Below are 23484 nucleotides of genomic sequence, written 5' to 3'. Positions count from 1 at the left end.
GTTGGTAAGACAGCGCAAATATCGGAGTTTTTAAAAGATTTTAGGAAAGTAAAGGCATATGTGTGTCGGTGTTTTCGTTGATCGTAGGGCACACCTGCACACTTATACTCCAACACACTTATAAACTACCTTCTCGCCATCCGGTCGGCTTCGGTGGCCGTTTCGAGCGAGCGCAACCCGTTTTCTTCCGTAATAATCCGGTGCGTATCGGGGTATTTAATGGCGCTGACCTGATCGCGGAACATCAGCCGCAGCAGTTCGCTGTACAAATGCTGCTTCTCCTGCTCAAATCCAAACTTGATTTCAAGTTGCTGGTAGGCATTAAATTCTTTGTGACGACCGCGCAGGGGCAGGTCCTTGCCCGAAATATTGGCCGTTACGTTTAACTGTGCACCCGGAAATAGCGTCATGAGTTCGCGGGTCGTTTCCTCGTCAGCCACGCACCGGAGCACCATTCGCGTCGGTACCCATTCGTGAAGCGTGACATCGCCCCGCTCGAAGACTAAGCGCATTTCCTGCCGGTCCATACGCCCGGTTTGGGTGAAGCCGTGATAGAAGTTGACGAGTTTACGACCAGTTTCATCATCACCGTATTCGACCGTCGCCTGCACCTGATCTTCCACATCGTTGCTGTTCGGACGCTTACTGAGTTGAGCCGCTTTTACCGTGCCGTCGCCAAACCAGCCCGCGAACATATCGAAGAAGTGAACACCGTGTTCAATGAAAATACCCCCGCTTTTAGTTCGGTCCCAAAACCAGTGTTCGGGCGAAAGGCCTTCGTCACCAGCGTAATTCTCGAAATAACCGTGTAGGAAATCGCCAAGCAAGTTTTTGTCAATGAGGTGTTTGATACGAGCGAACATCGGATTGTACCGCTGCATCAGGTTCGTCACCATCAGCAGGCCCTTTTCCTTCGCCAACGCCAGCATTTCTGCCCCTTCGTCGGGGTTCATGGCCAGCGGTTTTTCGCAGATCACGTGTTTGCCCGCATTCAGCGCCAGCATCGACTGCTCGTAGTGCATGAAGGGGGGCGTGGCAATGTAGATAATATCGACGTCGGGATGGTTGACCAGTTCGTCGAGACTACCAAGAATGTCAGCTCCGAATCGTTTGGCCGTGCGGTGGGCTTCGTCGCGGCTTGACCCCGCAATGGCCACTAATTTTACGTTTGGGTGCTGAACAAATTGTTGAACGGCAAACAGCCCAAAGCCGCCCATGCCGATAACCCCAATCCCAAGTTCGCGTTCTTTTGGTGTGTGTTCTGCCGCTGAGCGGTCAGTCGTTACGCGGTCCGTCGTTCCGGTTGTTTCCATATTTTGTGTGTAGTAGTCAATGGAACAACCGTGCGGCAATCGATTATGTTAGCTGGCGAGTCCTTGTCCGCTCAGTATCCCCGCTTTTTCAGCCACTCCGCCACGGCGGGACCCGTTCCGAACGGCCACGGCTTTAGCTTACTGACCGGCTCAATTTTGATGGCCTGCAACTCGGTTTCGTCCATAACAATCGTACCCGACGCCCGAACGTGGTAGGTGAAAATAATCTCGTTGCGCTGGTAGAACGTATATATGCCCAGAAACTCCACAATGCGGGCGTCGGTCAGGCCGATTTCCTCGTGGATTTCGCGCAGGATGGCGTCGGCGGGTTCTTCGTCTTTTTCCAAGAAGCCCGTCACGATGCCAAACCAGTCCGCGGGCCAGCCAATATTCTGGGTTAATACGACCGTATCATCGTCATACTCCACAATGGCCCCCACCACCGGCAGCGGATTATCGTAGAAAATGTAGCCACAGGGCTTTGAGCAAATAAGCCGCTCGCGGCCGCTGGCTTTGCCGGGTACTAACGGACTGGCGCATTGTGGACAAAAATTCATTTGGGGCATGGCCGATACTACGTTTTATGTTCCGAAGGTAGTGCGCGGGCGTTTGTGATTTTTCGTTTTAACCGCCTAACTTTCCCCTGTGTACTCCGCGTCTAACCGGCAGGTACATTATTATGCTCCTGAAACTAATAGGACTGTTGCATTGATTTACTAATACATTCCCGTCTTTATCGTTATTACAGCCACTGATAAGGGCCTTCATTCATGAAAGAGATTACCCGCATTCTGGAGGTTTACGAACAGGTTGACTTCGCCGAACGCAAAGCCGCGCTGGCTACCGTCGTTTGGGTTGAAGGGTCGTCGTATCGGCGGCCGGGCGCACGGATGCTCATCACCGACGATGGCCGCTGGGAAGGTGCCATTAGTGGCGGCTGTCTGGAAGGCGACGCGCTGCGCAAGGCCCGGCAGGTAATGCGTGACCGCTCGCCAATTGTGGTCACGTACGATACGATGGACGACGACGCCAACAGTTTCGGCGTAGGCCTGGGCTGCAACGGCATCATCGACGTATTGATTGAACCCATCGACCCCGCTGACGTACAAAACCCAGTTGAGCTGTTGCGCGAATTCGTGCAGCAGCGTGATGTGCGGGTGCTGGCCACCGTTTTGAAAGCCGACGATTCCACTCGCCTGACACCCGGCACCCGGTTCGTGCTGACCGAACAGGGCAACAATGCACCGGATTGGCTTTTTAACGAGATGCAGGCTGTACTCAACACGGGCAATCCGGCGACAAAATCGTTTTTATCGGCAACTGGCACTGCGGATGTATTCCTCGAACGCATCGACCCCGGTATTGAGCTAATTATTTTTGGGGCGGGTTATGACGTTGTGCCGGTGGCGAAATTAGCCCGTGAACTTGGCTGGCAGGTGACCGTAACGGACGATTGCGTGGCGCATCTCTCGCCCAAACGCTTTCCGGCAGCCACATGCGTACTGTTCGCCGACCGGGCCGCCGTAATCGACCAACTCACAATCACCGAACGCACATCCGCCGTGCTGATGTCGCACAATTTCAACTACGACCGGGCGGTGCTACAGGCGCTGCTCGCTACCGATGTACCCTACATTGGCATGCTCGGTCCGCGCAAACGTTTCGATAGGATGCGGGATGAGTTTGAGAAAACGGGTCATTTCTTCCCCGACGCTACCTTCAACCGCGTTCACTCGCCCATTGGCTTAGACCTCGGGGCCGAAACACCCGACGAAATTGCCCTGTCGATCATCGCCGAGGTGAAAACATTTTTCACTAAACGCTCCGGCGGCTTTTTGAAAGACAAGTCCGGTCCCATTCATGAGCGGCTTCCCGGGCGGAACACACTACATCAACCCGATCCGGTCGATACCGGCGTCTGATCCATGCGTGTAGCCACGATTATTCTGGCCGCTGGTAGTTCCACCCGCCTGGGTGAACCAAAGCAGTTATTACGTCAGAATGGCACAACCTTAGTCCGACGCATGACCGATATCGCGTTGTCGCTGCGGGCCGGGCCGGTTGTTGTCGTGCTGGGCGCGAACCAAGAGAAAGTGGAGACGGAATTAGTTGGTTTGCCCGTGATTATGCCGGTGAACACCGATTGGAAGGAAGGTCTCGCGTCTTCGTTGCGGGTTGGTTTGGCCGCTCTTCCCAACGAACCCATCAACGCGTTCCTGATTCTCCTGACCGACCAGCCCCACGTAACGGCTGAGTTACTCCGGCAACTCGTCGACACAGCGCAGGAAAGCGGACGGGGCATCGTGGCCAGCCGATACCGTGCCGGTATCGCTCCGGCGCACCGGCCGGAGCGGGCAGTCCGACCAGACGAACCGGCTCATCTGGGGGTACCAGCTCTGTTTGCCATTCGCTACAAAACTGAATTTATGGCGTTCACCGGTGATGTTGGTGCCCGGAAGTTAATTCGCCAATACCCTGACGACTGCACTGAGGTGGCCTTTCCACTGGGCGCTGTCGATCTGGACACTCCGCACGATGTTGAGCAGTGGCAATTATCGACCCGTTCGCGTCCCCCCGGATAAATCCGTGGGCTAATAGCTGGGCCACGCGCTGCTTACTGTTGGCTGTTCGCTGCTGACTGTTACGTACCTTTGTGGCATGGCCAGATTGGTAGCAATTGATTACGGAGCGAAGCGCACGGGCGTTGCCGTTACCGACCCACTTCAACTGATTGCGACGGCGCTGGAAACGGTTGCTTCCCACGAGATGCTGAAGTTTTTGAAAGCCTACGTAGCGCGGGAACCGGTCGAAGCGTTTATTGTTGGACTGCCGAAGGGATTAGATGGAAACGACACCGACAACACGCCCCGCGTCCGCAAGTTCGTAACCCATTTGCAGAACGCTTTACCCGATATTCCGGTTTACTGGCATGACGAACGCTTCACGTCCGTAATGGCGCTGCAAGCGATGATCGCAAATGGCAGCACCAAGAAAGACCGGCGGGTGAAGGGCAATATCGACAAAGTCAGTGCCGCCATTATTTTACAGTCATACATGGAAAGCAGAAGAGAATGATGAACGATGAATGATAAATGATTTCAGACCAGATCATTCATTATTCATCATTCATCGTTCATCATTCAAATTATGATTCTCCCAATTATTGCCTACGGCGACCCGGTTCTGCGAAAGCGGGCCAAAGACATTGAACCCGGCAGCATCGACGTAAGAGCGTTGAGCGAAAGCATGTACGAGACGATGTATGCCGCATCGGGTGTGGGGCTGGCGGCTCCGCAGATTGGTCAGAGCATCCGAATGTTTGTAGTCGATGGCGAGCCACTCAACGAAGACGAACCCGAGGAAGACATAGATCCCGGTCTGGTTGGCTTTAAAAAGGTATTTATCAATCCTGAAATCATTGAAGAAGCGGGCGACGACTGGGGCTTTGAAGAAGGATGCCTGAGCATTCCGGGCATCCGGGGCGAGGTAGTCCGGCCCGAAATCATTGTCATTCGCTATTTCGACACCGACTGGGTTGAGCACCAGGAAGAGTACGAAGGAATGGCCGCCCGCATTATCCAGCACGAATACGATCACCTCGACGGTAAACTCTTCACCGACTACCTCCCCACTCTCCGCCGTCAGCTCATCAAAAAGAAGCTGTCCGACATTACCAAGGGCAAAACCGATGCCGAGTATCGGATGAAGTTTCACGCGAAGTAATGCACCTCACCCTCATCCAACCCAGGCTGTACTGGCACGACCCCGTAGCGAACCGGGCCATGCTGGAGGAACGCATCTTTGCCGTGCCTGAACCAACAGATCTGATTGTGCTGCCCGAAATGTTTACGACGGGTTTCACGATGGATGCCCCCGCCGTAGCCGAACCCATGAACCTGACCACATTCCGGTGGCTGAAACAGATGGCGGCCCAGACAAAAGCCGTTGTCACGGGCAGCTACGTCGTGCGGGAAGGCAACGCGTTTTACAACCGGCTGATATGGATGCAGCCCGACGGCGAATTCGACGTGTACGACAAACGGCACCTGTTCCGCATGGCGGGCGAAGACGCTGTTTACACGGCTGGAACGCGCCGGATCGTTAAAGCATGGAAAGGCTGGCGCGTTTGCCCGCTTACCTGCTACGACCTTCGTTTCCCCGTCTGGAGCAGAAACGGCCAGACCAATCCCTCCAATTTTGACTATGATTTGCTGCTCTACGTTGCCAACTGGCCCGCGCCCCGGCGTAACGCGTGGAACATACTGTTGCAAGCCCGCGCCATAGAAAATTTGAGTTATGTGGTGGGTGTGAATCGGGTTGGGGAAGATAGCAACCAAAACGCATACAGTGGCGATTCTGCCGTGATTGACTATAAAGGCGACGTTCTGTTTCGGCAGGCCGACGCGGAGATGGTGCATCAGCAAACACTATCGTTAGACGACTTACGGGCTTTTCGGGAGCGGTTTCCGGCGAATTTAGACGCCGACGAATTCACAATTACGTAGTCTGGTAGCCTACGATAATTTCATTTGCGTCCTGTTGTTGAAATCCGCAATTTGCCGCCCGTTCCTAACGATTCACCCCCGTTCTACCCATGCAATTTACCGAGCAGGACCAGGCTCAGATTCTGGCACAGGGCATTTCTCCCGATCAGATCGACCAGCAGATAAAGCATTTCGTACAGGGGTTTCCGTACCTCAATGTCATCAAAGCAGCCACCATTGGCGATGGCATTGTGCGCGTTCCCGACGAGCAGTTAGTGAACTACATACGCCGGTTCGATGAAGCGGCTCACGAGCGCGACTTGGTCAAATTCGTACCGGCGTCGGGAGCCGCTACCCGGATGTTTAAATCGCTGTTTGCCGCGCTCGACGGCAAATTCGACAAAAGTACCGACGACGTGTTCGCCCGTCTGACCGATTTTGCTTTCTACGATGATTTAAAGGCGGCAATGGCGGCAAAAGACGCGGACCTCGACGCGGCCATAGCAGCTAATGACCGCGCCACGGTGCTCCGGTTCTTGCTGACGGAAGATGGTCTTGATTACGGGAGTTTGCCCAAAGGATTGCTCAAATTTCACCGCTACGTTGATGGCCCCCGGACGCCCGTTGAAGAGCATTTGGTGGAAGGAGCCGCCTACGCCAACTCCGACGGCACCGTGCGCATTCATTTCACGGTGTCGCCGGAACATCGGGAGCGGTTTGAAGCCTTGATTGAGCACGAAAAAGCCGATTATGAAGCGTGGCTCGGCGTTACGTTCGACGTAAGCTTTTCGGAGCAGAAGAAATCTACCGATACCATCTCGGTAGATATGAACAACGCACCCTTCCGTAACACCGACGGTGGATCGCTATTATTCCGCCCGGCCGGGCACGGGGCACTCATCGAAAACCTGAATGACATCGACGCGGACCTTGTCTTTATCAAAAATATTGACAACGTTGTACCCGATGAAATTAAGGAAACAACCGTCACCTACAAGAAAGTGCTGGCTGCCGTGCTGCTCGACGCGCAGCAGCAGATAACACGGTTGCAGGGTTTGCTGGAGGGACAATCGGACGATGTGAGCGATGGGTATCTGACCGAAGCGGACGAGCTGATGCGCCGGACGCTGTTTACGCTGCCACCCGATGGCTTTGAAAACCTATCGAAGGGCGAAAGGCTGGCGTATTTCCGTCGGAAATTAGACCGGCCGGTGCGGGCTTGCGGCATGGTACCAAACGTTGGCGAGCCGGGGGGCGGTCCGTTTTGGGCCAGAAATCAGGATGGATCCGTATCGTTGCAAGTGGTGGAGTCGGCTCAGATTGATTTAACGAACCAAGCACAAAAAGCTATTTTCGACGAGGCTACGCACTTCAACCCGGTGGATCTGGTCTGTGGACTGAAAGATCGCCACGGGCGCAAATACGACCTACCCACTTTTCGCGATCCGCAAACGGGCTTCATCACAGCTAAATCGAAGGATGGCAAAGACTTGAAAGCGCAGGAGTTGCCGGGCCTCTGGAATGGTGCCATGGCCGACTGGAACACAATTTTTGTTGAGGTCCCGCTGATTACGTTCAACCCGGTCAAAACGGTAAACGATTTGCTACGAAAGGAACATCAACCGGAATAAGTCAGTCGGAGAGTCAGTAAGTCGAAGAGTCGGTAAGTGGCTGACGCGAGTGGTGCTCTCGCGTCAGCCACTTACCGACTCTTCGACTTACTGACTCTCCGACTCTTTTTTACGCCGTCATGCGGCTCACCGTCGACTCCACCAATTCGGCAGCTTTGGAGCCGATGGGGATTTCCTTCGTTTCGAGCGACGATGGATTCTGGAAGGTCAGCAGGGTCGTATTTTCGTAGACGCCGAGGTTCGCGTCCCGTACGCGTTCCATGATGGGTTTCAGCATACAGGTAACCTCGTCGTTGCAATCGTCGCACTTGACATAAAAGTTGAATGACACGCAGGGCGTTGGTGCAATTGGACCGTCGATGACCCGTAATACCTGCGCCAAATTGACCCGGCCCGGATCGACCCGTAGTAAGTATCCCCCACCTTTCCCCTTTTGGCTTTGTAGAATACCGTGGTTGCGAAGCTCCAGCAGAATAGCCTCCAAAAATTTCTTTGGAATATTTTCTTTTGCCGAGATGTAAGAAATCAGCACAGGACCCTTTCCGTACTCTTCGGTTAGAACCTTCAGGGCTTTGATGGCGTATTTTGCTTTTTTGGAGATCATTATTACGGTGAATTGGGATTTAGATTAGTGTAGTGATTTAGATTAGTATAGTTGAGAAAACTTCAGGCAGGCTATACGCATACTAAAGGAACTAAATTACTGATCTCCTGATAATCAGCAAAATTTCCAAAAATATTTCACCCGAAATACGATAAACGGTTGCATACGTTTGATTCATGAAACCCAAGTTGCTTTACGGGTTACCAGTGGATAAGGCTATGTATGATTAAAGTTCATAGACTTACTTCCGTATTAGACGCTGGTTTTTATATTAAGTAACACAATTTATTTTATAGCAATGTTCATGCCCGACTTCGGCATGTTTCGCGCTCGCTGTTTTGCTTGTGTGGAGAAGAAGAAACTTGTACATATGATGAGCGTTCTCGTTGTAACGCGCGATCAGCTCTTTATCGCTTCCTGTGTTGAGCGGAGTTGTTAGTTGCAGCCGGGCGTCAGGCGGCATTTTCTGCTGATAATTTGGCTAACCACATTAAGCACGTTTCGCTGCTCTTAATTAGCTACGTACGTAGGTTGATTATTGAGCAAGAAAAAAGCCGGAGCAAAGCTCCGGCCCTTTCGTGCGACACCAATATGAAATTTAATTGTATTCTCTTTCAGACAACCGAATTAACGGCTGTAATTGGTATTCTGCGGATCAAAGTTGGTCCAACCCGCCAGCCAGTTATCCGTTCCGTTGAACGCCCCCCGGTAGGGAGCAGCCGTGAAGAATGGATCAGCTAATTTACCACCCGTAATTGCGCCGGTAGCAACCAGCAGCGACGAACCCGTAGGCGGCAAGAAATTAGGAGTTGCCAGGTTAAACGTTTGTGCATTGAGCAGAGCCGCTACATCCCCAGAAGCCACAACCGTATTGTTCTTTCCAGCCGTGTTGAAGAACGCCGTAGCCTGTTCGTTGGTGATACCACTTGTCCCCAAAACGGCGGTCAGTGAGTTAGCAACTGTGATACCACCCAGGTCAAGCCGACCGGCCGTTGTCTGCGCCAGCGTACCTGTAGCCGGACCTTCCAAACGAAGACCTTCCGGCCAGCCGCTGAACACCGAATTGTAGATGCTAATGGCGGTATTCCGACGCAGGTGCATCGCCGACTGATACGCACCGCTACCACCTGTCGTGTTGGTGGTATTTGGTGCGCTTTGGAAGGCAAAACCACTTACGTTGGCGAAAATAGGCTGCGTGTAAGGCAAACCGTTGTTAGCGGCCAATGGTCCTTGAGCGGCCGTATTTTCGCCCGAATTGAAGTTATCTGACTCGAAACAGTTTGATCTCGATTGGTCAGCCGCGTTTGGATCACGAAGCGAAACCGCAAACTGAACTTTACCGATAAAACCGTGGTCCGTATCAAAATCATCGTCGAAACCACGGTAAGCTACTAAGTATTTAGCATTCACCGTGCCCCCAAACCACTCGTACGAATCGTCACCACTGTACGACACTTGAATGTGGTCGATTGTCGTACCCGAGCCAACGCCGTATAACGTTAAGCCGTTGACCTCGCTGTTAGCCATCGCACTCAGGGCAATACCTGCAAACTCGATACGTACGTACTGCAACACACCCGAATTATCAGTTGGCTCATTAAATGTACCATACGTACCTTCAATACCACCCTCAATCGGTGTTGCACTGGGCCGGTTGGTTGGTGCTCTGCCGATCAGCACAAGACCACCCCAGTTGCCGTATGCTCGCTGACCAGCGGCCGCGTTTGACGTAAAGACAATCGGCTGAGTTGCCGTGCCCCGAGCTTCAATCCGGGCACCCGGTTGAACGATCAGCGTACCGCCACGAGCCTGGCCGGATGGGTCCGTACCAGCCGCGCCACCCCTGATTACTGTGCCAGGCTGAATAGTCAACACCGCTCCCGTACGCACGTAGATGAACCCACGAATCAGATAAACTTTGTCAGCTGTCCAATTGGTGTTTGCTGTAATACTGGTAACTACCTCCTCAATCGGCTTGTCAGCCGCGCTGAACGAGCCACTAAACTGAGCCGTTTGGCCATTGGCAACAACTGAAATGGTAGTACCGGGGTTTTGTGGCACTGTTACTACTAATTGCGTCGACGTTGCAGAAACAACCTGTGCAGGCACCGTACCAAAGGTGACACTGTTGCTGGCGGGGGTTGTGTTAAAGTTGGTACCCGTGATAACAATCGTTGAGCCGACCGGTGCCGATGTCGGGTTGATGCTTGTAATTGTCGTTACCGGGGCAGGTTGTTCAGTTTCGTTTTTACAAGCCGATACGACTGCGAACAGACCCACTATGAGAAGCAGGAGATAAGGCCAGCGTTTGATGAAATTCATAAACAGATTGGATTTGGTTTAACGTTTATTAGCTTATTTAACTTATCAGGGTATTATTAATTAAGGAACTATGATGCGTCGGCCGAAGGTATACACGCCAGTCAAAGTAATATATTGACCTCGCCGGAACACCCGCACATTCTGGTCAGCGGTGGCGTTTTGCGACGTAACATCGCTACCAATTTTGCTGTCGTCATTGTAATCCTGCGCGAAGCGAACCGGCGCGTTCAAAATATCCTGGATGCCCAATCGAACCTCAAATTGCTTTTTGAAGGTCCGGGCAACGTTCAAGTCAATCACGTTTCGAGGCAGCTCATACACGGTAGGCTGGTTCTGATTACCCACGGCAAAGATGCGCGGCCCAGCAACATTGTAGAGAATGTTAGCCTGCCAACCCGACTCCAAGTTTGCGTAGTAAGCACCGGCGTTGATCAGGTAGGGCGACTGACTGGCTAATGCCCGCTCCGAGGCCTGAATGTTAGTCAGGTCATACTGGCCGATCCGTCCGCTCAAATCCGGTCCAGTAACAGACTGGCCTAAATTGATCCGACTGTTGATAATTGACGCGTTACCGACTAACTGTAAATTTTGCAGGAAGATGCTGGACGACGTAGCGAAGCTTTTACGGAATTCAATTTCCACCCCATAGTTACGGGCCGACTGTGCATTAATAAACGTGTACCCCAAGCCATTAGCAGTCGGCAACAGGAATGTTTCGATTGGATTCTTAAATTGCTTGAAAAAGCCCGTCACTGAAATTACTTCATTAGGAGTCGGGTAAAACTCGTATTTGGCATCTATGTTTTGAATGGTTGCGGTTGTCAGGGACGGATTACCACGCACGTCGGCCAGTAGGTTAAAGTCAAAGTAGGTAAACGGGGCTAACTCCCGAAGTTCTGGCCGGTTCACGGTGGCAGAGTAAGCTAACCGGATGTTTTGCCGCTCATTCAGTTTGTAAATAAGGTTAAGTGATGGCAATGGGCTGAACAAGCTCCGGTCCACCAAATCTGTCGGCACCAAATTAATGTCAGAACGCAGCGTTTGGTTGTTGAACTCTCCCCGGAAACCCAGCGTCACGTTTACGCGGGAACCAAGATTAACGTCGCCCTGCACATAAGCGGCTCCGTATGTGTTAATACCCCGATATGAATCTAAGTCTTTCGTTCCGTCGAGCAGTGAGAAACCACCGGGCTGACCCGTTATGTTCCCCAGGCTGAAGATGGTGTTGATCGGTTGACCCGTGATAGAAGCTTGTACATTACCAACCCGCTCGTAGCCGTAGAAACGCGCCGAATACCCCCGGTTACGTTGCTCACCATAAAAACCTGCTTTGACCCGATTTGGCTCACGATCAGTTGGGTTACCAAACGTGTGCTCGTAGTTACCGATCAGCGACACTACGTTCTCGTTAAGGGTCGAGTAGAACCGGCCATTGTCAATTGGATTAGGCTGGTTTGGGATAACTGCCGAGAACGGGGCCAATTGTCCGTCCGGTCCGGTTGACCCGCTCACACGCTGGAACCGTGCCCGCTTCCAGTCTGGCTCCCAACGACCCGAATAACTGTAAGCACCAATCCAGTTGAATTTGGACAGTTCGCTGAACGAATGTTCGCCTGATACCTGCGTACTGACAATACTACGGTTTTCAAACCGCTCCGAAAACGCCTGAACGTCAACGCCATCAACCACACGCTGACCTAACCGGTTGAGCGTTTCAGTCGTGCTCAGGAGGTTAAACAGCGTTTTCCATTCCAGCGTAAAGCGGGGGGTGAAACGCAGCGTCCAGTTATGCAAAACGCCCAAACGCGTCTGACGTTGATAGTTGGCGTCGTCATACCGCTCGAACACGTCGTTGGCTAATGCTCCGTTCTGGTAAATACTGAGGTCGACATCAGCGTATTGATTCGTCAGGCTGTAATTGATACTGGTGAGGTTGCTAACACGTGTATTACCTACATCGAACCGACGACCGAGGTTGACGGCTAAACGCAGATCGGGGGCAACCGATATCTGGCGAAGTCCCCACGAATTTGGCAGTTGACGGGCGTAAGCGGCCCGTTGGGCTGCACTCAGCGCGTTAAAATCGTTGGCTCGGGCGGGGAAGCTGGTTGGAATTTGCTGATCTTTGTTCCACAAACCTACCGCACTCAAACCGCCCCGGTCGTGAGTCTGTACACTACGAAAGGTCGTGTTGGGCCGGTAGCCGATTGTGAAACCGGCATCAGTAAAATTCTGCTCAGGCCGACGTTTCGTGTAGATCTTGATAACACCACCCGCAAAATCACCCGGTAGCTCAGCCGAGCCAGATTTGAAGACAATCATCCGGTCGAGTATGTTACTTGGCACAATGTCGAACGAGAATGAGCGGGATTCTACTTCTGTTGATGGTGTAATGACGTCATTAATCAATACAGAGTTGTAACGCGTACCCAGTCCCCGAATCAATACAAAGCGGTTATCCACAATACTAATACCCGGTACCCGGCGGATGGCCGCTGCGGCATCGCGGTCTTGGGATTTCTGAATTTGCTGGGCTGAAATACCCACCGCCATGGGTTTGAGCTGCTTGATCTCGGTGATTACGGCAATTTCAGTATTAGTCGCCCGGTTAGCCCGCACAACCACTTCTTGCAAGGACTTGCCTTCTTCGTCCAGCTCGGTATCAATGGCGGTCGTGTTGCCCGACTCGACCCGAACGTTTGGAATGGTCTTCGTCTGGTAAGAAACGTAGGAGATAACGACGTTCTGTGTTCCGGCGGGTACGTTGGCGAGCGTGAAAGCGCCTTCAATGTCGGTGGTGGTACCGAGTTGAGTACCGCCTATCTGGACGGTGCAACCGATGAGAGCCTCTTTGGTTTTACCGTCTTTGATAATGCCCCGGACGGTGCCGGTTTGTGCCAGAAGGGCAAAGGGAAGCAGAGAGAATAGAGTAAGTAATACGTTCCGTTTCATATTGGATTAGTTGGTATCGCTTTCGCACCGCAAAGCTACCAGCCCAATATTACGCCAACGTTACCCAAGTGTTACGCCTGGATTATATTTAGACACAACGATAACATCCTATAAATCAATATGTTAACTCTACTAAATAAATGCCAATGATAATTCTGTGCATAACTTATGTATCTACTTTTTCTACCGTTTAATTAGCGCTTGCAGCTACTTTATTCGGTAATGCCATTTGAGGTTCCAATTGCACTTATCGGGTCTTCCTGCCAGAAACCATTGACGAAATTGTACAGAATCTGGTTTCCCCGCTTCAGGAGGAAGGTAGGAATCTGGCCCAGAAGCAGGGGACGGGCGGGAAGTTTACCATCGTAAAGCAGATGTACCGGTTGCGAAGGGTAGCTCTCTTTTTTAGATCTTTTGACCTTGAATACTGTTACTCCTTCGTTGCGTAGAGCCGCTAAATCCAACCGGCGCAGGTCTGCCACCGAGTCGATCATAGTAGTGTGAACGCGGGCAGCGGATAAGGTCAAACCGGTGGCGTCGATTTCTTCCAGACCGTGAAACGTTGATAGGTCGCCAATGTCTTCGACGACACTTTTATACCGGAACGTCCGGGCCGAGTCTGTGTTGACCTCCTGCCGGTTAATACCAATGTCCAGCACAACGGGCTTGCCGTTCCGCACAACCGTCGCGTTCCGAATCAGCACGTCGAACAGAGCGCGGCCATTTTCGGGAATAGCCTGATACTCGGCAATACGCTCCTGTTTATACGATTCATCGGCAAGAGCGATCAGAGCGGTTAGAATGGCGACGAAATTCAGCCGACGGATTGTCATTTTCTCTGCGTCGCCCGCGTAGCCACCCGATTCGATCAGAATCAGCGTGGTTCCCCACTTCTGAATGTTGTCGCCAAAGGCCCGTGGTTCAAACTCGTCGTCATAGCGGGCTATTTGCCCCGGCACGAACTGTTGCAGCACCCGGTTCATGCCCACTATAAGCTGCATGGACCGCTGCCGCACCTCGTTCACGCTCCGGGCGGGGTCATAGGCCGTGGCTAAAAACGAAATTACTGCCTGTTTACTAGTTCTGCCTACGTTATAAAGTGGATTTTGGTCGTGCAGGTTGAAACCCACGAGTGGTTTTAGCGTCTGCTGTAGGTTTTTGAGCAATCGACCTTCGGGGGTTTGGAGCCGGAGGGCATCGCGGTTCATGTCGATGTCGGTGGCGGTTCGGCGCTGAAACCGCTCGGCCCCGTCGGGGTTGAGCATCGGCACAGCGTAGAGCGTTGTACTGGCCAGAATCACCTGCCGCAGGCTGTCGAACCCGTCGTTTTCGGTTTTCAGAAAGTTGAATAGGTCGAACAGCGCCATTGTGGCGGTCGCTTCGTTACCGTGCATCTGGCTCCAGAGCAGAATTTTGGCCGGTCCTGTTCCGGCTGTCACCTGATAAATAGCCCGCTTTTCCTGCGACTCGCCCACCTGACTGACGGACAGCGGTCCCTGCCCGTTCAGGCTGTCCAATAGCGGAACAATGTCGCGGTGCTTGAACCGGCGGTGCGTAAACGCCTGCTCTTCATACGTACGGTGCGCATCGTGCAGCCGACGCGCCATCTCCTGTGCCTGAGTCATCGAAAAAAAGAGAGACACGAATACTATTGATGCAAGTTGCCCGATTCGTGTTTTCATCTGCTTACATTTTTTGTCCAAGAATTAACCCAACTGCCGAAGCGAGTAAGCACAATACTACGTTCAGGCCAATGTTGAGAAGTGCGGCTCCGGTGTGGCCGTTTTGCAGCAACGCAAGCGTGTCATAGCTAAAGCTGGAAAACGTGCTTAGTCCACCACAAAAACCCACCCCCATCAGTAACCGCGTTTCCTCGCCCATTGTCCTGCCCAGTGCCCACCCCATCACAACGCCCAGCAAGGCGCTGGCTGCCACATTGACGAGCAGAATAGCGGTCGGAAATGGCGTCCTTATAAGTGTAGCGGGCAGAAACCGTCCGATGTGATAACGCAGCAAACTGCCCACGCCCCCACCCATAAAAACCAGCAGATACGCTTTCATGCGGGCAATAATAGCGAAAAAGACGGTACTACAGAGCCGTTGGTCGCTCCTGTTCGGCCGGGGTGCTGTCTTTTTCGCTATCATTGCCAAACAGCCATTGATTCGATGGTATAAAGAAGCAAAACCAGTATATTATTCCAGCTCCATGGCTCAAAATCAACTTAAGAAACTGTTGGGCGTTGGCTTCGGCGTGGCGGTCACCATTGGCGGCACCATCGGCACCGGCATTTTGCGAAAACCCGGCCCCATTGCGCAGGACCTGGGCAACCCGGTGCTCATCATCGCCGTTTGGTTAGCCGTTGGGCTGTATGCGCTGGTGGGGGCACTCTCGGTAATTGAGTTAGGGACCATGTTACCCACGGTTGGAGCGTGGTACGTGTATGTCCGGCGAGCGTTTGGTAACTACGTGGGCTTCATCATCGGCATCAGCAGTTGGCTCGGCAGCGTGTCGGCTATGGCTTTTGGAGCTGCCGTTATGAGCGAATACATCGGCTTGCTGGTTCCTGCCCTGATCGACTATCAAAAGGGGGTTGCCATCAGCATTCTGCTGGCATTTGTGGGTTTCCACTGGCTTGGCGTTCGCTCGGCCAGCCGGGCGCAGGAGATAATGAGTGTGCTGAAAGCCGTGGGGCTGCTGGCGTTTGTCCTTGTTTGCTTCACGGCATCACCCGAGAAAACAGCGTTGGTGTCGCCCGCCGACGTCCGTCCGTTGGCCGAGGGAGGCATGTGGCTGGGTATATTAGCCGCGCTGCAATCTGTCTTTTATACGTATGACGGCTGGCAAACGGCAGCTTACTTTACCGAAGAGGACGTTGACCCAAGCCGCAACCTGCCCCGCTCCATGATTAGCGGTGTTTCGCTGATCATCGGCATTTATATCCTGGTTAACCTGGCGTTGCTCTACGTCCTGCCCGTGCAGACGCTGGCGGGTTCCAAACTTCCGGCCTCCGATGCCGTGCAGTTGCTCTTCGGGGCGCGCGGGGCACAGATTGTGACGTTTCTGCTGATGATTTCGATCATGGGCATCATCAACGCCCAGATCATGTTCAATCCCCGCGTAATCTTCGCGATGGCCCGCGACGGGCTGTTTTTCAAGTTCGCTACGGTAGTCAACGCGGGCGGCACCCCCGCCTATGCCACCTTGCTGACGGCGGTTGCGTCTATTGGTATGATTCTGACCAATACGTACAGCCAACTCTCCGACATCGCCACGTTTTTCTTCGTGCTCTGCTACGCAGCGAGTTTCGCAGCCCTGATCCGGCTTCGCCAAACTGAACCTGACCTCCCCCGGCCGGTGCGGGCGTGGGGCTATCCATTTACCACCTGGACGTTACTACTGATATCGCTGGCATTTTTAGCGGGCGTTGTCATCGGTGACTTTTCGAGCAGCCTTTACGCCATTGGATTCATTGCGGTGAGTTACCCGGTGTATTTGCTCATAAAAAAGTGAGTAGCGACTACTGGAAAGTCAAGATTTAGTTCATGCAATCGTCCCAATTAATTTCAATTATTTCTTTATTTCAGAAAAATAACTTTCATTTGACTTATCTACTGATAAAATATACCTATCAGCGGAAAAGGCTATATATCAAGCGTATAGCTCCTCCACAATTCACCCTTATTCCACCTCTCTCATGAAAAAGATTTTTACCACCCTGCTGTTCTTTCTGTCTCTTATTTCGGCTTTCAGCCAAAAGGCACCTTCCAACGAACCAGGTTCCAAAGAACCACCCCAAGCCGACACAACAGATATACGTGTATTGTCAATGCCTGCCGGGTTTATTCCTGCCGGTAACTCTACAAAAGCCATTCCGTTGGGTAGTTCAATGATTGCCAAGGAAGAAGGCCTTAATGAGTCGAATAACACAGCGGCTACGGCCATGCCACTGGGTTCTACTTCGGTGAGGCTACGTGGGAATCTTTTTCCAAATGGCGATATTGATTTCTATTCGTTTACGGCAAACGCGGGTGATCGCGTTCATGCGGCTGTGATGACGGCGTTCAGTGCGGGTAGTTCGACCGATAGCCAGCTCAGTCTGATTGCGTCAGATGGCACCACGGTGCTTGAATTTGATGACGATAATGGTTCGTTTGCCGCGCTTTCATCATCCATTGCCGGGGCTATTATTCCTGCGTCGGGTACGTACTACCTGAAAATAAATGACTTTACGGCCGCGACAACCAGCATACGGTCGTATGATCTGTACCTGAAGGTGCAAAGTGGTAGCCCTACGCCTGAAGTGGAAGGCAACGATACCCCCGCAACGGCTAATGATGCACCGGCCAGTGGCTGGATCAGCGGGTCGAGGAACCCGGCCGCAGCCACCGAACAGGACTGGTTTGCCTTAAACTTAGTGGCTGGCGAGACGGTGTTCCTGAGTCTGGATTTAGACCCGGAGCGGGATGGCGTTACCTGGAACGGCCGCTTGGGGTTTGCCCAGTTTGGCGATGCTGCTAATCAGATAGTGGTCGTGAATGATGCCGGAGCTACTGAAACACCTAATCCGACCATCCCGTCGGAAGCCTTCTTTTTTACCGTTAAAGAAACCGGAACGTATTACCTGTTTGTCGATTCAGCCACCCCAGCCACCGGCGGGCCAACGGCCACCTACACGCTTTCGGCTGCCAAACTCGATGCCATTCCCGGCTACGCGAATTACGCATCGGCAGATGTCCCAAAAACAATCGGTCCAGGCACGGGTAGTGTAACGTCGACCATCACGATTCCTGACACCAAACTAATCAAAGACTTAGCCGTACGCATTACGCTCAATCATGCCCTGATGGCGGATATAGACGCGATGCTCACCACGCCGGAAGGGAACCAGATTGCCTTGTTTACCGATATAGGCGCTACGGCAGCCGGTGGGGAAATCCAGATGGATGTACGGTTTGATGATTATAATGCGATACCACCGAGTTTCGTGGTGTTAAAACCCGTTGGACTAATGCCGGAGCTTGGTTCTAAACTGGACCAGTTGAAAGGCATGAAAACCAACGGAACCTGGACATTGACCCTGTACGATGATGGGGCCAATGCGTCCGGTGGAACACTTACCGCCTGGTCGCTGGACGTGCTGGAAGATACGACCCCGGCAAGCCTGTCTACCGCCACAACCATCTACAGCCAGAATTTTGAAAGCAGTGACGGTGGTTTTACGCACTCCGGCGCGGCCGACGAGTGGGCGCGGGGAACGCCTAATACCCCGGCGACTCCTGGGATTGCAGCTTTTACAACGGCTAACAGTGGGGTGAACTGCTGGAAAACTGATTTGACCGGGACGTACGAGATAAACAGTAATCAACTGTTGGAATCAGCAGACATTGACCTGACCGGTGTAACGTCCAATACCATTACGTTGAGCTGGGCTATGAAGTACCAGATGGAGAGTGCCACTTTCGACAATCTGGATGTGTACGTTGAGGAAGTGGGCGGCAGCGGTACGACACAAAACGTATTCACTTGGTTAGGTGCCACCCAAAACGTAGTGCTGGGCAATCCGACCGTAAACGTGGGGATGGCATCGGGTTGGGGGACTTATTTCGCGGACATCAGTGCGTTCAAAGGAAAAACCGTCAGAATCAAGATAAGACTCCGCTCCGACAATAGCGTTCAACTGGCAGGAGTTGCTATTGACGACGTCGCTATATACGCAGCCTGCACCACACCCACTGTTCCGGTATTAGCCGCAACGAATCAAACGACAATCTGCACGGGTAGTGTCACATCGCTGTCGGCCACGTGCAGCGTGGGAACGGTGAACTGGTATGATGCTGCGGGCACTGGGTTGCTGTTTACCGGCTCGCCCTTTACGACGACTGCGCTCACGGCCAACACCATCTACAACGTTCGGTGTGAGAATGGACCGTCGTGTCTGAGTCCTTTCGTTCAGACCACTATTACCGTTGATCCCCAAACCGTAGGCGGCACCGTCGCGGGCAGCACGACCGTATGCGCGGGAACCAACAGCACCACGCTGACCCTATCGGGCAATGTAGGAACCGTTCAGAAGTGGCAGTCGGCACCCAGCGCTGATTTCAGTAGCCCGACCGACATTGCCAACACCACTACGAGCCTGACGTTAAGTAACTTATCCCAAACCACGTACTACCGCGCCGTGGTCAAAAGTGGCGCGTGCAGCGTTGCCAATTCGGGTACTGCCGTCGTCACGGTTGATGCCTTAATCACAGCCACTATCAGCGGAGCCTCAACGGTGTGTTCAGGCCAGTCCACGGTGCTCACCGCATCGGGCGGCAGCAGCTTCCTGTGGAGCACGGGCGAAACGACGGCCACCATCTCGGCCACGGCGGGTACTTACTCGGTGACGGTGAGTTCGGGCAGTTGCTCGGCTACGGCTACGGCCACTGTGACGGGTGTCGCCAATCCCATTGCCACCATCGTTGGCACCCTGACCGTTTCTCCGGGCGGCAGCACAACACTGACCGCATCGGGGGGAACCAGTTTCACCTGGTCAACGGGCGAGACAACGGCCAGTATCTCGGCCACGGCGGGTCCCTACTCGGTGACCGTTGCCAACAGCAGTGGCTGCACCAGCACCACCAGCGTCACGGTGACAACAGTCAGCCCGGCTAACCAGCCACCCGTTGCCACGTCCAATGCCAACCAAACGGCTACGGTGGGCGTGGCCTTCACGTACACCGTCAACGCCTTCTCCGACGAGACGCCCAACTCGCTGAGCTACACCGCCAGCATCAGTCCCACGAACGGCTTCAACTTCGATCCGGCTACGCGTATCATATCCGGTACACCCAGTATGTCGGGGGTATCGAGTGTAACGGTGACGGCCACCGATCCGGGCAGTCTGTCGGCCAGTACGACATTTACCATCACGGTGAATCCGGCAGTGGTGACACCTACGGCCCCCTTCGCCATCACGGGCGTGACGACCATCGACTGTACGCCGGTGGCCAATCGGATCAACATCAATTTTAACCCCCGCTATGCAGGCCTGAATGGGCAGCCGATCAGCTTCTCGGTGGTCAATGAATTGTCACCGACGACGGCTCCCGGACCCTATACGCTGCAGCTTTACTCTGACAACCCGACCATTATCCTGAAGGCGGTTCAGAGCGGGACGGCAGGGGAAACCAGCTTTAGCTATAACTGGTTAGCGGCCTGCAACAGTCTGAGCATGGTGACCCCCAACAACACGGCTCCTACGGTAGCAAATGCCATCCCGCCCCAGAGTGCAACCGTGGGGCAAGGCTTTAGCTACCCCGTCCCGGCCAACACCTTTACCGATGCCGAAACGCCCAATCAGTTGACCTTATCGGCCAACGGGTTGCCGCCGGGCCTGACTTTCAGTGGCAGCACCATCAGCGGGACGCCCTCGACAACGGTGGGATCGCCTTTCTCGGTGACGATAACGGCCACTGATCCGGGCAGTTTGTCGGTCGCTACGAGCTTCACCATTACGGTGAGTCCAGCGGCCTCAATGACCCCCACGGGAGCCTTCAGTATCACAGGCGTAACGACCATCGACTGTACACCGGTGGCTAATCGTATCAACATCAACTTCACCCCCCGGTATGCGGGTCTGAATGGTCAGCCGATCAGCTTCTCGGTAGTCAACGAGTTGTCGCCGACGACGGCTCCGGGTCCTTACTCGCTCAGCCTGTACCCCGATAACCCGGTTATTACCCTCAAAGCGGTTCAGAGCGGTACGGTAGGGGAAGCCAGCTTTAGCTATAACTGGTTAGCGGCCTGCAACAGCCTAAGCATGGTGACGCCCAACAACACGGCCCCGACGGTGGCCAACGCCATCCCGCCCCAGAGTGCAACGGTAGGCCAAGGCTTCAGCTACCCCATTCCGGCCAACACTTTCACCGATGCCGAAACGCCTAACCAGTTGACCTTATCGGCCAACGGGTTGCCGCCGGGCCTGACCTTCAGCGGCAGCACCATCAGCGGGACGCCCTCGACAACGGTGGGATCGTCTTTCTCGGTGACGGTAACGGCCACTGATCCGGGCAGTTTGTCGGTAGCCACAAGCTTTGCCATCACGGTGAGTCCAGGAACCTCCATGACCAGCACCGCTCCCTTCGCTATCACGGGCGTAGCGACAGTGAGTTGCACGGTGATTAGCGCGGGGCAGCGGCAGGTGAGCTTTACGCCCCAATACGCGGGCACTACGGGCCAGCCGATCAGTTTCTCGGTGGTCAACGAATTGTCGCCAACAACGGCACCGGGACCTTACACGCTACGGCTCTATACCGACAATCCGGTCATCAACCTCAAAGCGACGCAGAGCGGGACAGCCGGTGAAGTTAGTTTTGCCTACAACTGGCTGACAGCCTGCAACAGCGGCAGTGGAGCGAGGGTCGGGGTTGAGCCAGTGGCTACACTAAGCGTTCGCGTGCTGGGTAACCCGACTCAAAACGGGCAGCTATCCGTAGAGGTAACGGGCACGGCCGGTCAGCCGTTGCGGCTGACCCTGACCGACTTGCGTGGGCAAGTCATCGGCTCGCATCAGGTGGAGCAGGCAACGTCGGTTGAGCGGCATAGCTTCCAGATTGGCCGACAGTCGGCGGGAATACTGTTGCTGCGGGCCAGTACCCCGACTCAGGTGCAGACGGTGAAAGTGCTGAAAACAGAGTAAACCAAAACCTGAAAACGAACGGCCACCGGCGTACTAATAGCCCTTAGCTGCTCGTCGTTTACCGAAGACCCCACTATCTTCTAATCCGATGATTAGAAGATAGTGGGGTCTTCTCGTTTAGAACCGCTCATGAATTTGCCGGAGCAACTCCGTCGTCTGCCGACGCACGGCGGCCACTGACCCCGTAAAATTATTGTTCATAACGCTGAAATAGAGCGTTTTACCCCGTTTAGTCACGATATAGCCGCTCAGGTTGTAGACCCCACTTAGCGAACCGGATTTGGCGAAAATATAAGGCTTACCTGTCATCGCCAGTCCCCGTAACGTACCTGACTGACCAGCCGCCGGGAGCAACGCAAACAGCCGTTGCTGCGGCACAATAGCCGCAATCTTCGTTAACAGGTCGATCAGGACGTTGGGCGTGAAGAGATTGTACCGCGATAACCCCGACCCGTCCACCCATTTTGCCGAAGCGGCCGGGTAGCGCAGCACCGAGTCGGCCATCCGACGTAACTCGGCCACCGGATGAAGCCGAGCCGAGCCGGGCGATATCAGACCGCGCTCAGCCGACACCATGAACAGAACCTGCTCGGCAAACTGGTTATCGCTCACGTGCAACATCCGTTTATAAAGCGAGTCGGTTGGCGAACCGCGCAACACCCGGACCGACGTGGGGGTGGACTGGTTGATAATTTCGACGGGACGGTGCAACGTATCGGCCAGCAACTGAGCCGTTAGGTGGGCTGACCATCGGAACGGCACGTCCTGACGGGTAATTGTGCCACGGGCGGGGCGCACAAACTGATTACTGAATTCGGCACGACGAATATCCTTCACTGGCTCCGCATCGGGCGCTGTTTGTAGGCTGTCCTTGAACCGATACGGGCTACTGTGTCCATCCGTAAACCGGACAACGTTCCCATAAATCGGCATCGGCGCTAATTCAGATGAGTAGTCATCATTATAATCGTCCCACGCCCAGCCCGGCCCATAGCGCGGGCCATCGTAATTAGCCGGGGAGAAAAACAATCGTTCAGGTCGGCTGCGCAGAAAAGATAGTGCGCTTGTGTCGGGCAGGTCGGGATGGAGCAGGAGCGGGTTACCCGTTCCCCAGAAAATCAGCGAATCGGGCTGAGCCACGCCTGGCCGGACGATATAAAGCAACGTCGGCAGCGAGTCGGGCAGGGTCAGTAGACCGGCGTAAAACGTAAACAGTTTTGTGTTCGACGCCGGGGTGAACGGCCGGTTGGCGTTGTGCTGAATTAGGTATTTGCCTGTGGCCGGATCATACAGTGCAACCCCGGCAGCATGGTTGGCATAGATGGAATTCGTGCGCAGGTCGCGGGCAATGCGCCGGGCTGGCGAACAACTAACTAATAAGCACCCGACTACAACAGCAAGAAAGAGGTGTTTCACGAAGAAGGTGTTTAAGTACGTGAGTGACTAAGTGCGTAAGTACCCTATAAACTTACACACTTAGTCACTCACGCACTCGAA

16 protein-coding genes are annotated in these 23484 nt (G+C 53.7%); 8 read left to right on the top strand and 8 right to left on the bottom strand.

All coding sequences use genetic code 11. The annotated features are described in order from the left end of the window. Positions 1-125: 125 nt before the first annotated feature. Together ACYVHB_RS04850 and ACYVHB_RS04845 are read right to left on the bottom strand one after the other, a co-directional pair. Positions 126-1313, bottom strand: coding sequence for a Gfo/Idh/MocA family protein (locus ACYVHB_RS04850; protein WP_461050161.1), 1188 nt, complete (start codon positions 1311-1313; stop codon positions 126-128). A 71-nt stretch (positions 1314-1384) separates the two neighbouring features. Then, entirely contained in the window at positions 1385-1879 is a 495-nt protein-coding gene (locus ACYVHB_RS04845; protein WP_461050159.1) for an NUDIX domain-containing protein, read from the bottom strand. A gap of 204 nt (positions 1880-2083) precedes the next feature. On the opposite strand from ACYVHB_RS04845, the gene ACYVHB_RS04840 reads away from it, so the two are divergent. The 6 genes from ACYVHB_RS04840 to ACYVHB_RS04815 all read left to right on the top strand — a co-directional run bounded on the left by ACYVHB_RS04840 (position 2084) and on the right by ACYVHB_RS04815 (position 7428). Continuing rightward, on the top strand, positions 2084-3235 hold the full coding sequence (locus ACYVHB_RS04840) for an XdhC family protein (RefSeq protein WP_461050157.1): 1152 nt from the start codon (positions 2084-2086) through the stop codon (positions 3233-3235). Positions 3236-3238: 3 nt separating this feature from the next. Continuing rightward, positions 3239-3895 (top strand): nucleotidyltransferase family protein, encoded by a 657-nt coding sequence (locus tag ACYVHB_RS04835; RefSeq protein WP_461050155.1) that lies wholly within the window; start codon positions 3239-3241, stop codon positions 3893-3895. Positions 3896-3971: 76 nt separating this feature from the next. After that, positions 3972-4388 (top strand): Holliday junction resolvase RuvX, encoded by a 417-nt coding sequence (gene ruvX / locus ACYVHB_RS04830; protein ID WP_461050153.1) that lies wholly within the window; start codon positions 3972-3974, stop codon positions 4386-4388. Between the two features lie 72 nt (positions 4389-4460). Continuing rightward, complete coding sequence (def, locus tag ACYVHB_RS04825) at positions 4461-5036, top strand: peptide deformylase (protein WP_461050151.1); 576 nt, start codon at positions 4461-4463, stop codon at positions 5034-5036. After that, on the top strand, positions 5036-5818 hold the full coding sequence (locus ACYVHB_RS04820) for an amidohydrolase (RefSeq protein WP_461050149.1): 783 nt from the start codon (positions 5036-5038) through the stop codon (positions 5816-5818). The genes def and ACYVHB_RS04820 overlap by 1 nt, the downstream gene beginning before the upstream one ends. A gap of 89 nt (positions 5819-5907) precedes the next feature. Next, positions 5908-7428: a DUF4301 family protein gene (locus ACYVHB_RS04815; protein WP_461050147.1), complete on the top strand. Its 1521-nt coding sequence runs from the start codon at positions 5908-5910 to the stop codon at positions 7426-7428. Positions 7429-7537: 109 nt separating this feature from the next. Here ACYVHB_RS04815 and ACYVHB_RS04810 read toward each other — a convergent pair whose 3' ends face one another. The 5 genes from ACYVHB_RS04810 to crcB form a co-directional block, all read right to left on the bottom strand. Beyond that, positions 7538-8032, bottom strand: a complete 495-nt coding sequence (locus ACYVHB_RS04810) for an RrF2 family transcriptional regulator (RefSeq protein ID WP_461050145.1) — start codon at positions 8030-8032, stop codon at positions 7538-7540. A gap of 627 nt (positions 8033-8659) precedes the next feature. Continuing rightward, positions 8660-10354: an IPT/TIG domain-containing protein gene (locus tag ACYVHB_RS04805; protein ID WP_461050144.1), complete on the bottom strand. Its 1695-nt coding sequence runs from the start codon at positions 10352-10354 to the stop codon at positions 8660-8662. A gap of 60 nt (positions 10355-10414) precedes the next feature. Further along, on the bottom strand, positions 10415-13306 hold the full coding sequence (locus tag ACYVHB_RS04800; protein ID WP_461050142.1) for a TonB-dependent receptor: 2892 nt from the start codon (positions 13304-13306) through the stop codon (positions 10415-10417). Positions 13307-13518: 212 nt separating this feature from the next. Next, positions 13519-14988 carry a M14 family zinc carboxypeptidase gene (locus ACYVHB_RS04795; RefSeq protein WP_461050140.1) on the bottom strand — a complete coding sequence of 490 codons (1470 nt, stop codon included), beginning with the start codon at positions 14986-14988 and terminating at the stop codon, positions 13519-13521. Positions 14989-14992: 4 nt separating this feature from the next. Continuing rightward, positions 14993-15451, bottom strand: coding sequence for a fluoride efflux transporter CrcB (gene crcB, locus ACYVHB_RS04790; RefSeq protein WP_461050138.1), 459 nt, complete (start codon positions 15449-15451; stop codon positions 14993-14995). A 61-nt stretch (positions 15452-15512) separates the two neighbouring features. On the opposite strand from crcB, the gene ACYVHB_RS04785 reads away from it, so the two are divergent. Continuing rightward, positions 15513-16817 carry an APC family permease gene (locus tag ACYVHB_RS04785; RefSeq protein WP_461050136.1) on the top strand — a complete coding sequence of 435 codons (1305 nt, stop codon included), beginning with the start codon at positions 15513-15515 and terminating at the stop codon, positions 16815-16817. 184 nt (positions 16818-17001) lie between these two features. Continuing rightward, entirely contained in the window at positions 17002-21987 is a 4986-nt protein-coding gene (locus ACYVHB_RS04780) for a putative Ig domain-containing protein (RefSeq protein WP_461050134.1), read from the top strand. A 117-nt stretch (positions 21988-22104) separates the two neighbouring features. On the opposite strand, the gene ACYVHB_RS04775 is transcribed toward ACYVHB_RS04780, so the two are convergent. After that, complete coding sequence (locus ACYVHB_RS04775; RefSeq protein WP_461050132.1) at positions 22105-23403, bottom strand: D-alanyl-D-alanine carboxypeptidase/D-alanyl-D-alanine-endopeptidase; 1299 nt, start codon at positions 23401-23403, stop codon at positions 22105-22107. Positions 23404-23484 lie beyond the last annotated feature (81 nt).

The organism is Spirosoma arcticum, assembly GCF_054779955.1.
The sequence above is the reverse complement of the archived record's forward strand: the minus strand, read 5'-3'. Positions and strand labels throughout refer to the sequence as shown.

Bases quoted from the DNA above. Each gene is read 5' to 3' on its own strand.
- ACYVHB_RS04850 (WP_461050161.1), bottom strand. From the start codon at position 1,313: ATGGAAACAACCGGAACGACGGACCGCGTAACGACTGACCGCTCAGCG.
- ACYVHB_RS04845 (WP_461050159.1), bottom strand. From the start codon at position 1,879: ATGCCCCAAATGAATTTTTGTCCACAATGCGCCAGTCCGTTAGTACCC.
- ACYVHB_RS04840 (WP_461050157.1), top strand. From the start codon at position 2,084: ATGAAAGAGATTACCCGCATTCTGGAGGTTTACGAACAGGTTGACTTC.
- ACYVHB_RS04835 (WP_461050155.1), top strand. From the start codon at position 3,239: ATGCGTGTAGCCACGATTATTCTGGCCGCTGGTAGTTCCACCCGCCTG.
- ruvX (WP_461050153.1), top strand. From the start codon at position 3,972: ATGGCCAGATTGGTAGCAATTGATTACGGAGCGAAGCGCACGGGCGTT.
- def (WP_461050151.1), top strand. From the start codon at position 4,461: ATGATTCTCCCAATTATTGCCTACGGCGACCCGGTTCTGCGAAAGCGG.
- ACYVHB_RS04820 (WP_461050149.1), top strand. From the start codon at position 5,036: ATGCACCTCACCCTCATCCAACCCAGGCTGTACTGGCACGACCCCGTA.
- ACYVHB_RS04815 (WP_461050147.1), top strand. From the start codon at position 5,908: ATGCAATTTACCGAGCAGGACCAGGCTCAGATTCTGGCACAGGGCATT.
- ACYVHB_RS04810 (WP_461050145.1), bottom strand. From the start codon at position 8,032: ATGATCTCCAAAAAAGCAAAATACGCCATCAAAGCCCTGAAGGTTCTA.
- ACYVHB_RS04805 (WP_461050144.1), bottom strand. From the start codon at position 10,354: ATGAATTTCATCAAACGCTGGCCTTATCTCCTGCTTCTCATAGTGGGT.
- ACYVHB_RS04800 (WP_461050142.1), bottom strand. From the start codon at position 13,306: ATGAAACGGAACGTATTACTTACTCTATTCTCTCTGCTTCCCTTTGCC.
- ACYVHB_RS04795 (WP_461050140.1), bottom strand. From the start codon at position 14,988: ATGAAAACACGAATCGGGCAACTTGCATCAATAGTATTCGTGTCTCTC.
- crcB (WP_461050138.1), bottom strand. From the start codon at position 15,451: ATGATAGCGAAAAAGACAGCACCCCGGCCGAACAGGAGCGACCAACGG.
- ACYVHB_RS04785 (WP_461050136.1), top strand. From the start codon at position 15,513: ATGGCTCAAAATCAACTTAAGAAACTGTTGGGCGTTGGCTTCGGCGTG.
- ACYVHB_RS04780 (WP_461050134.1), top strand. From the start codon at position 17,002: ATGAAAAAGATTTTTACCACCCTGCTGTTCTTTCTGTCTCTTATTTCG.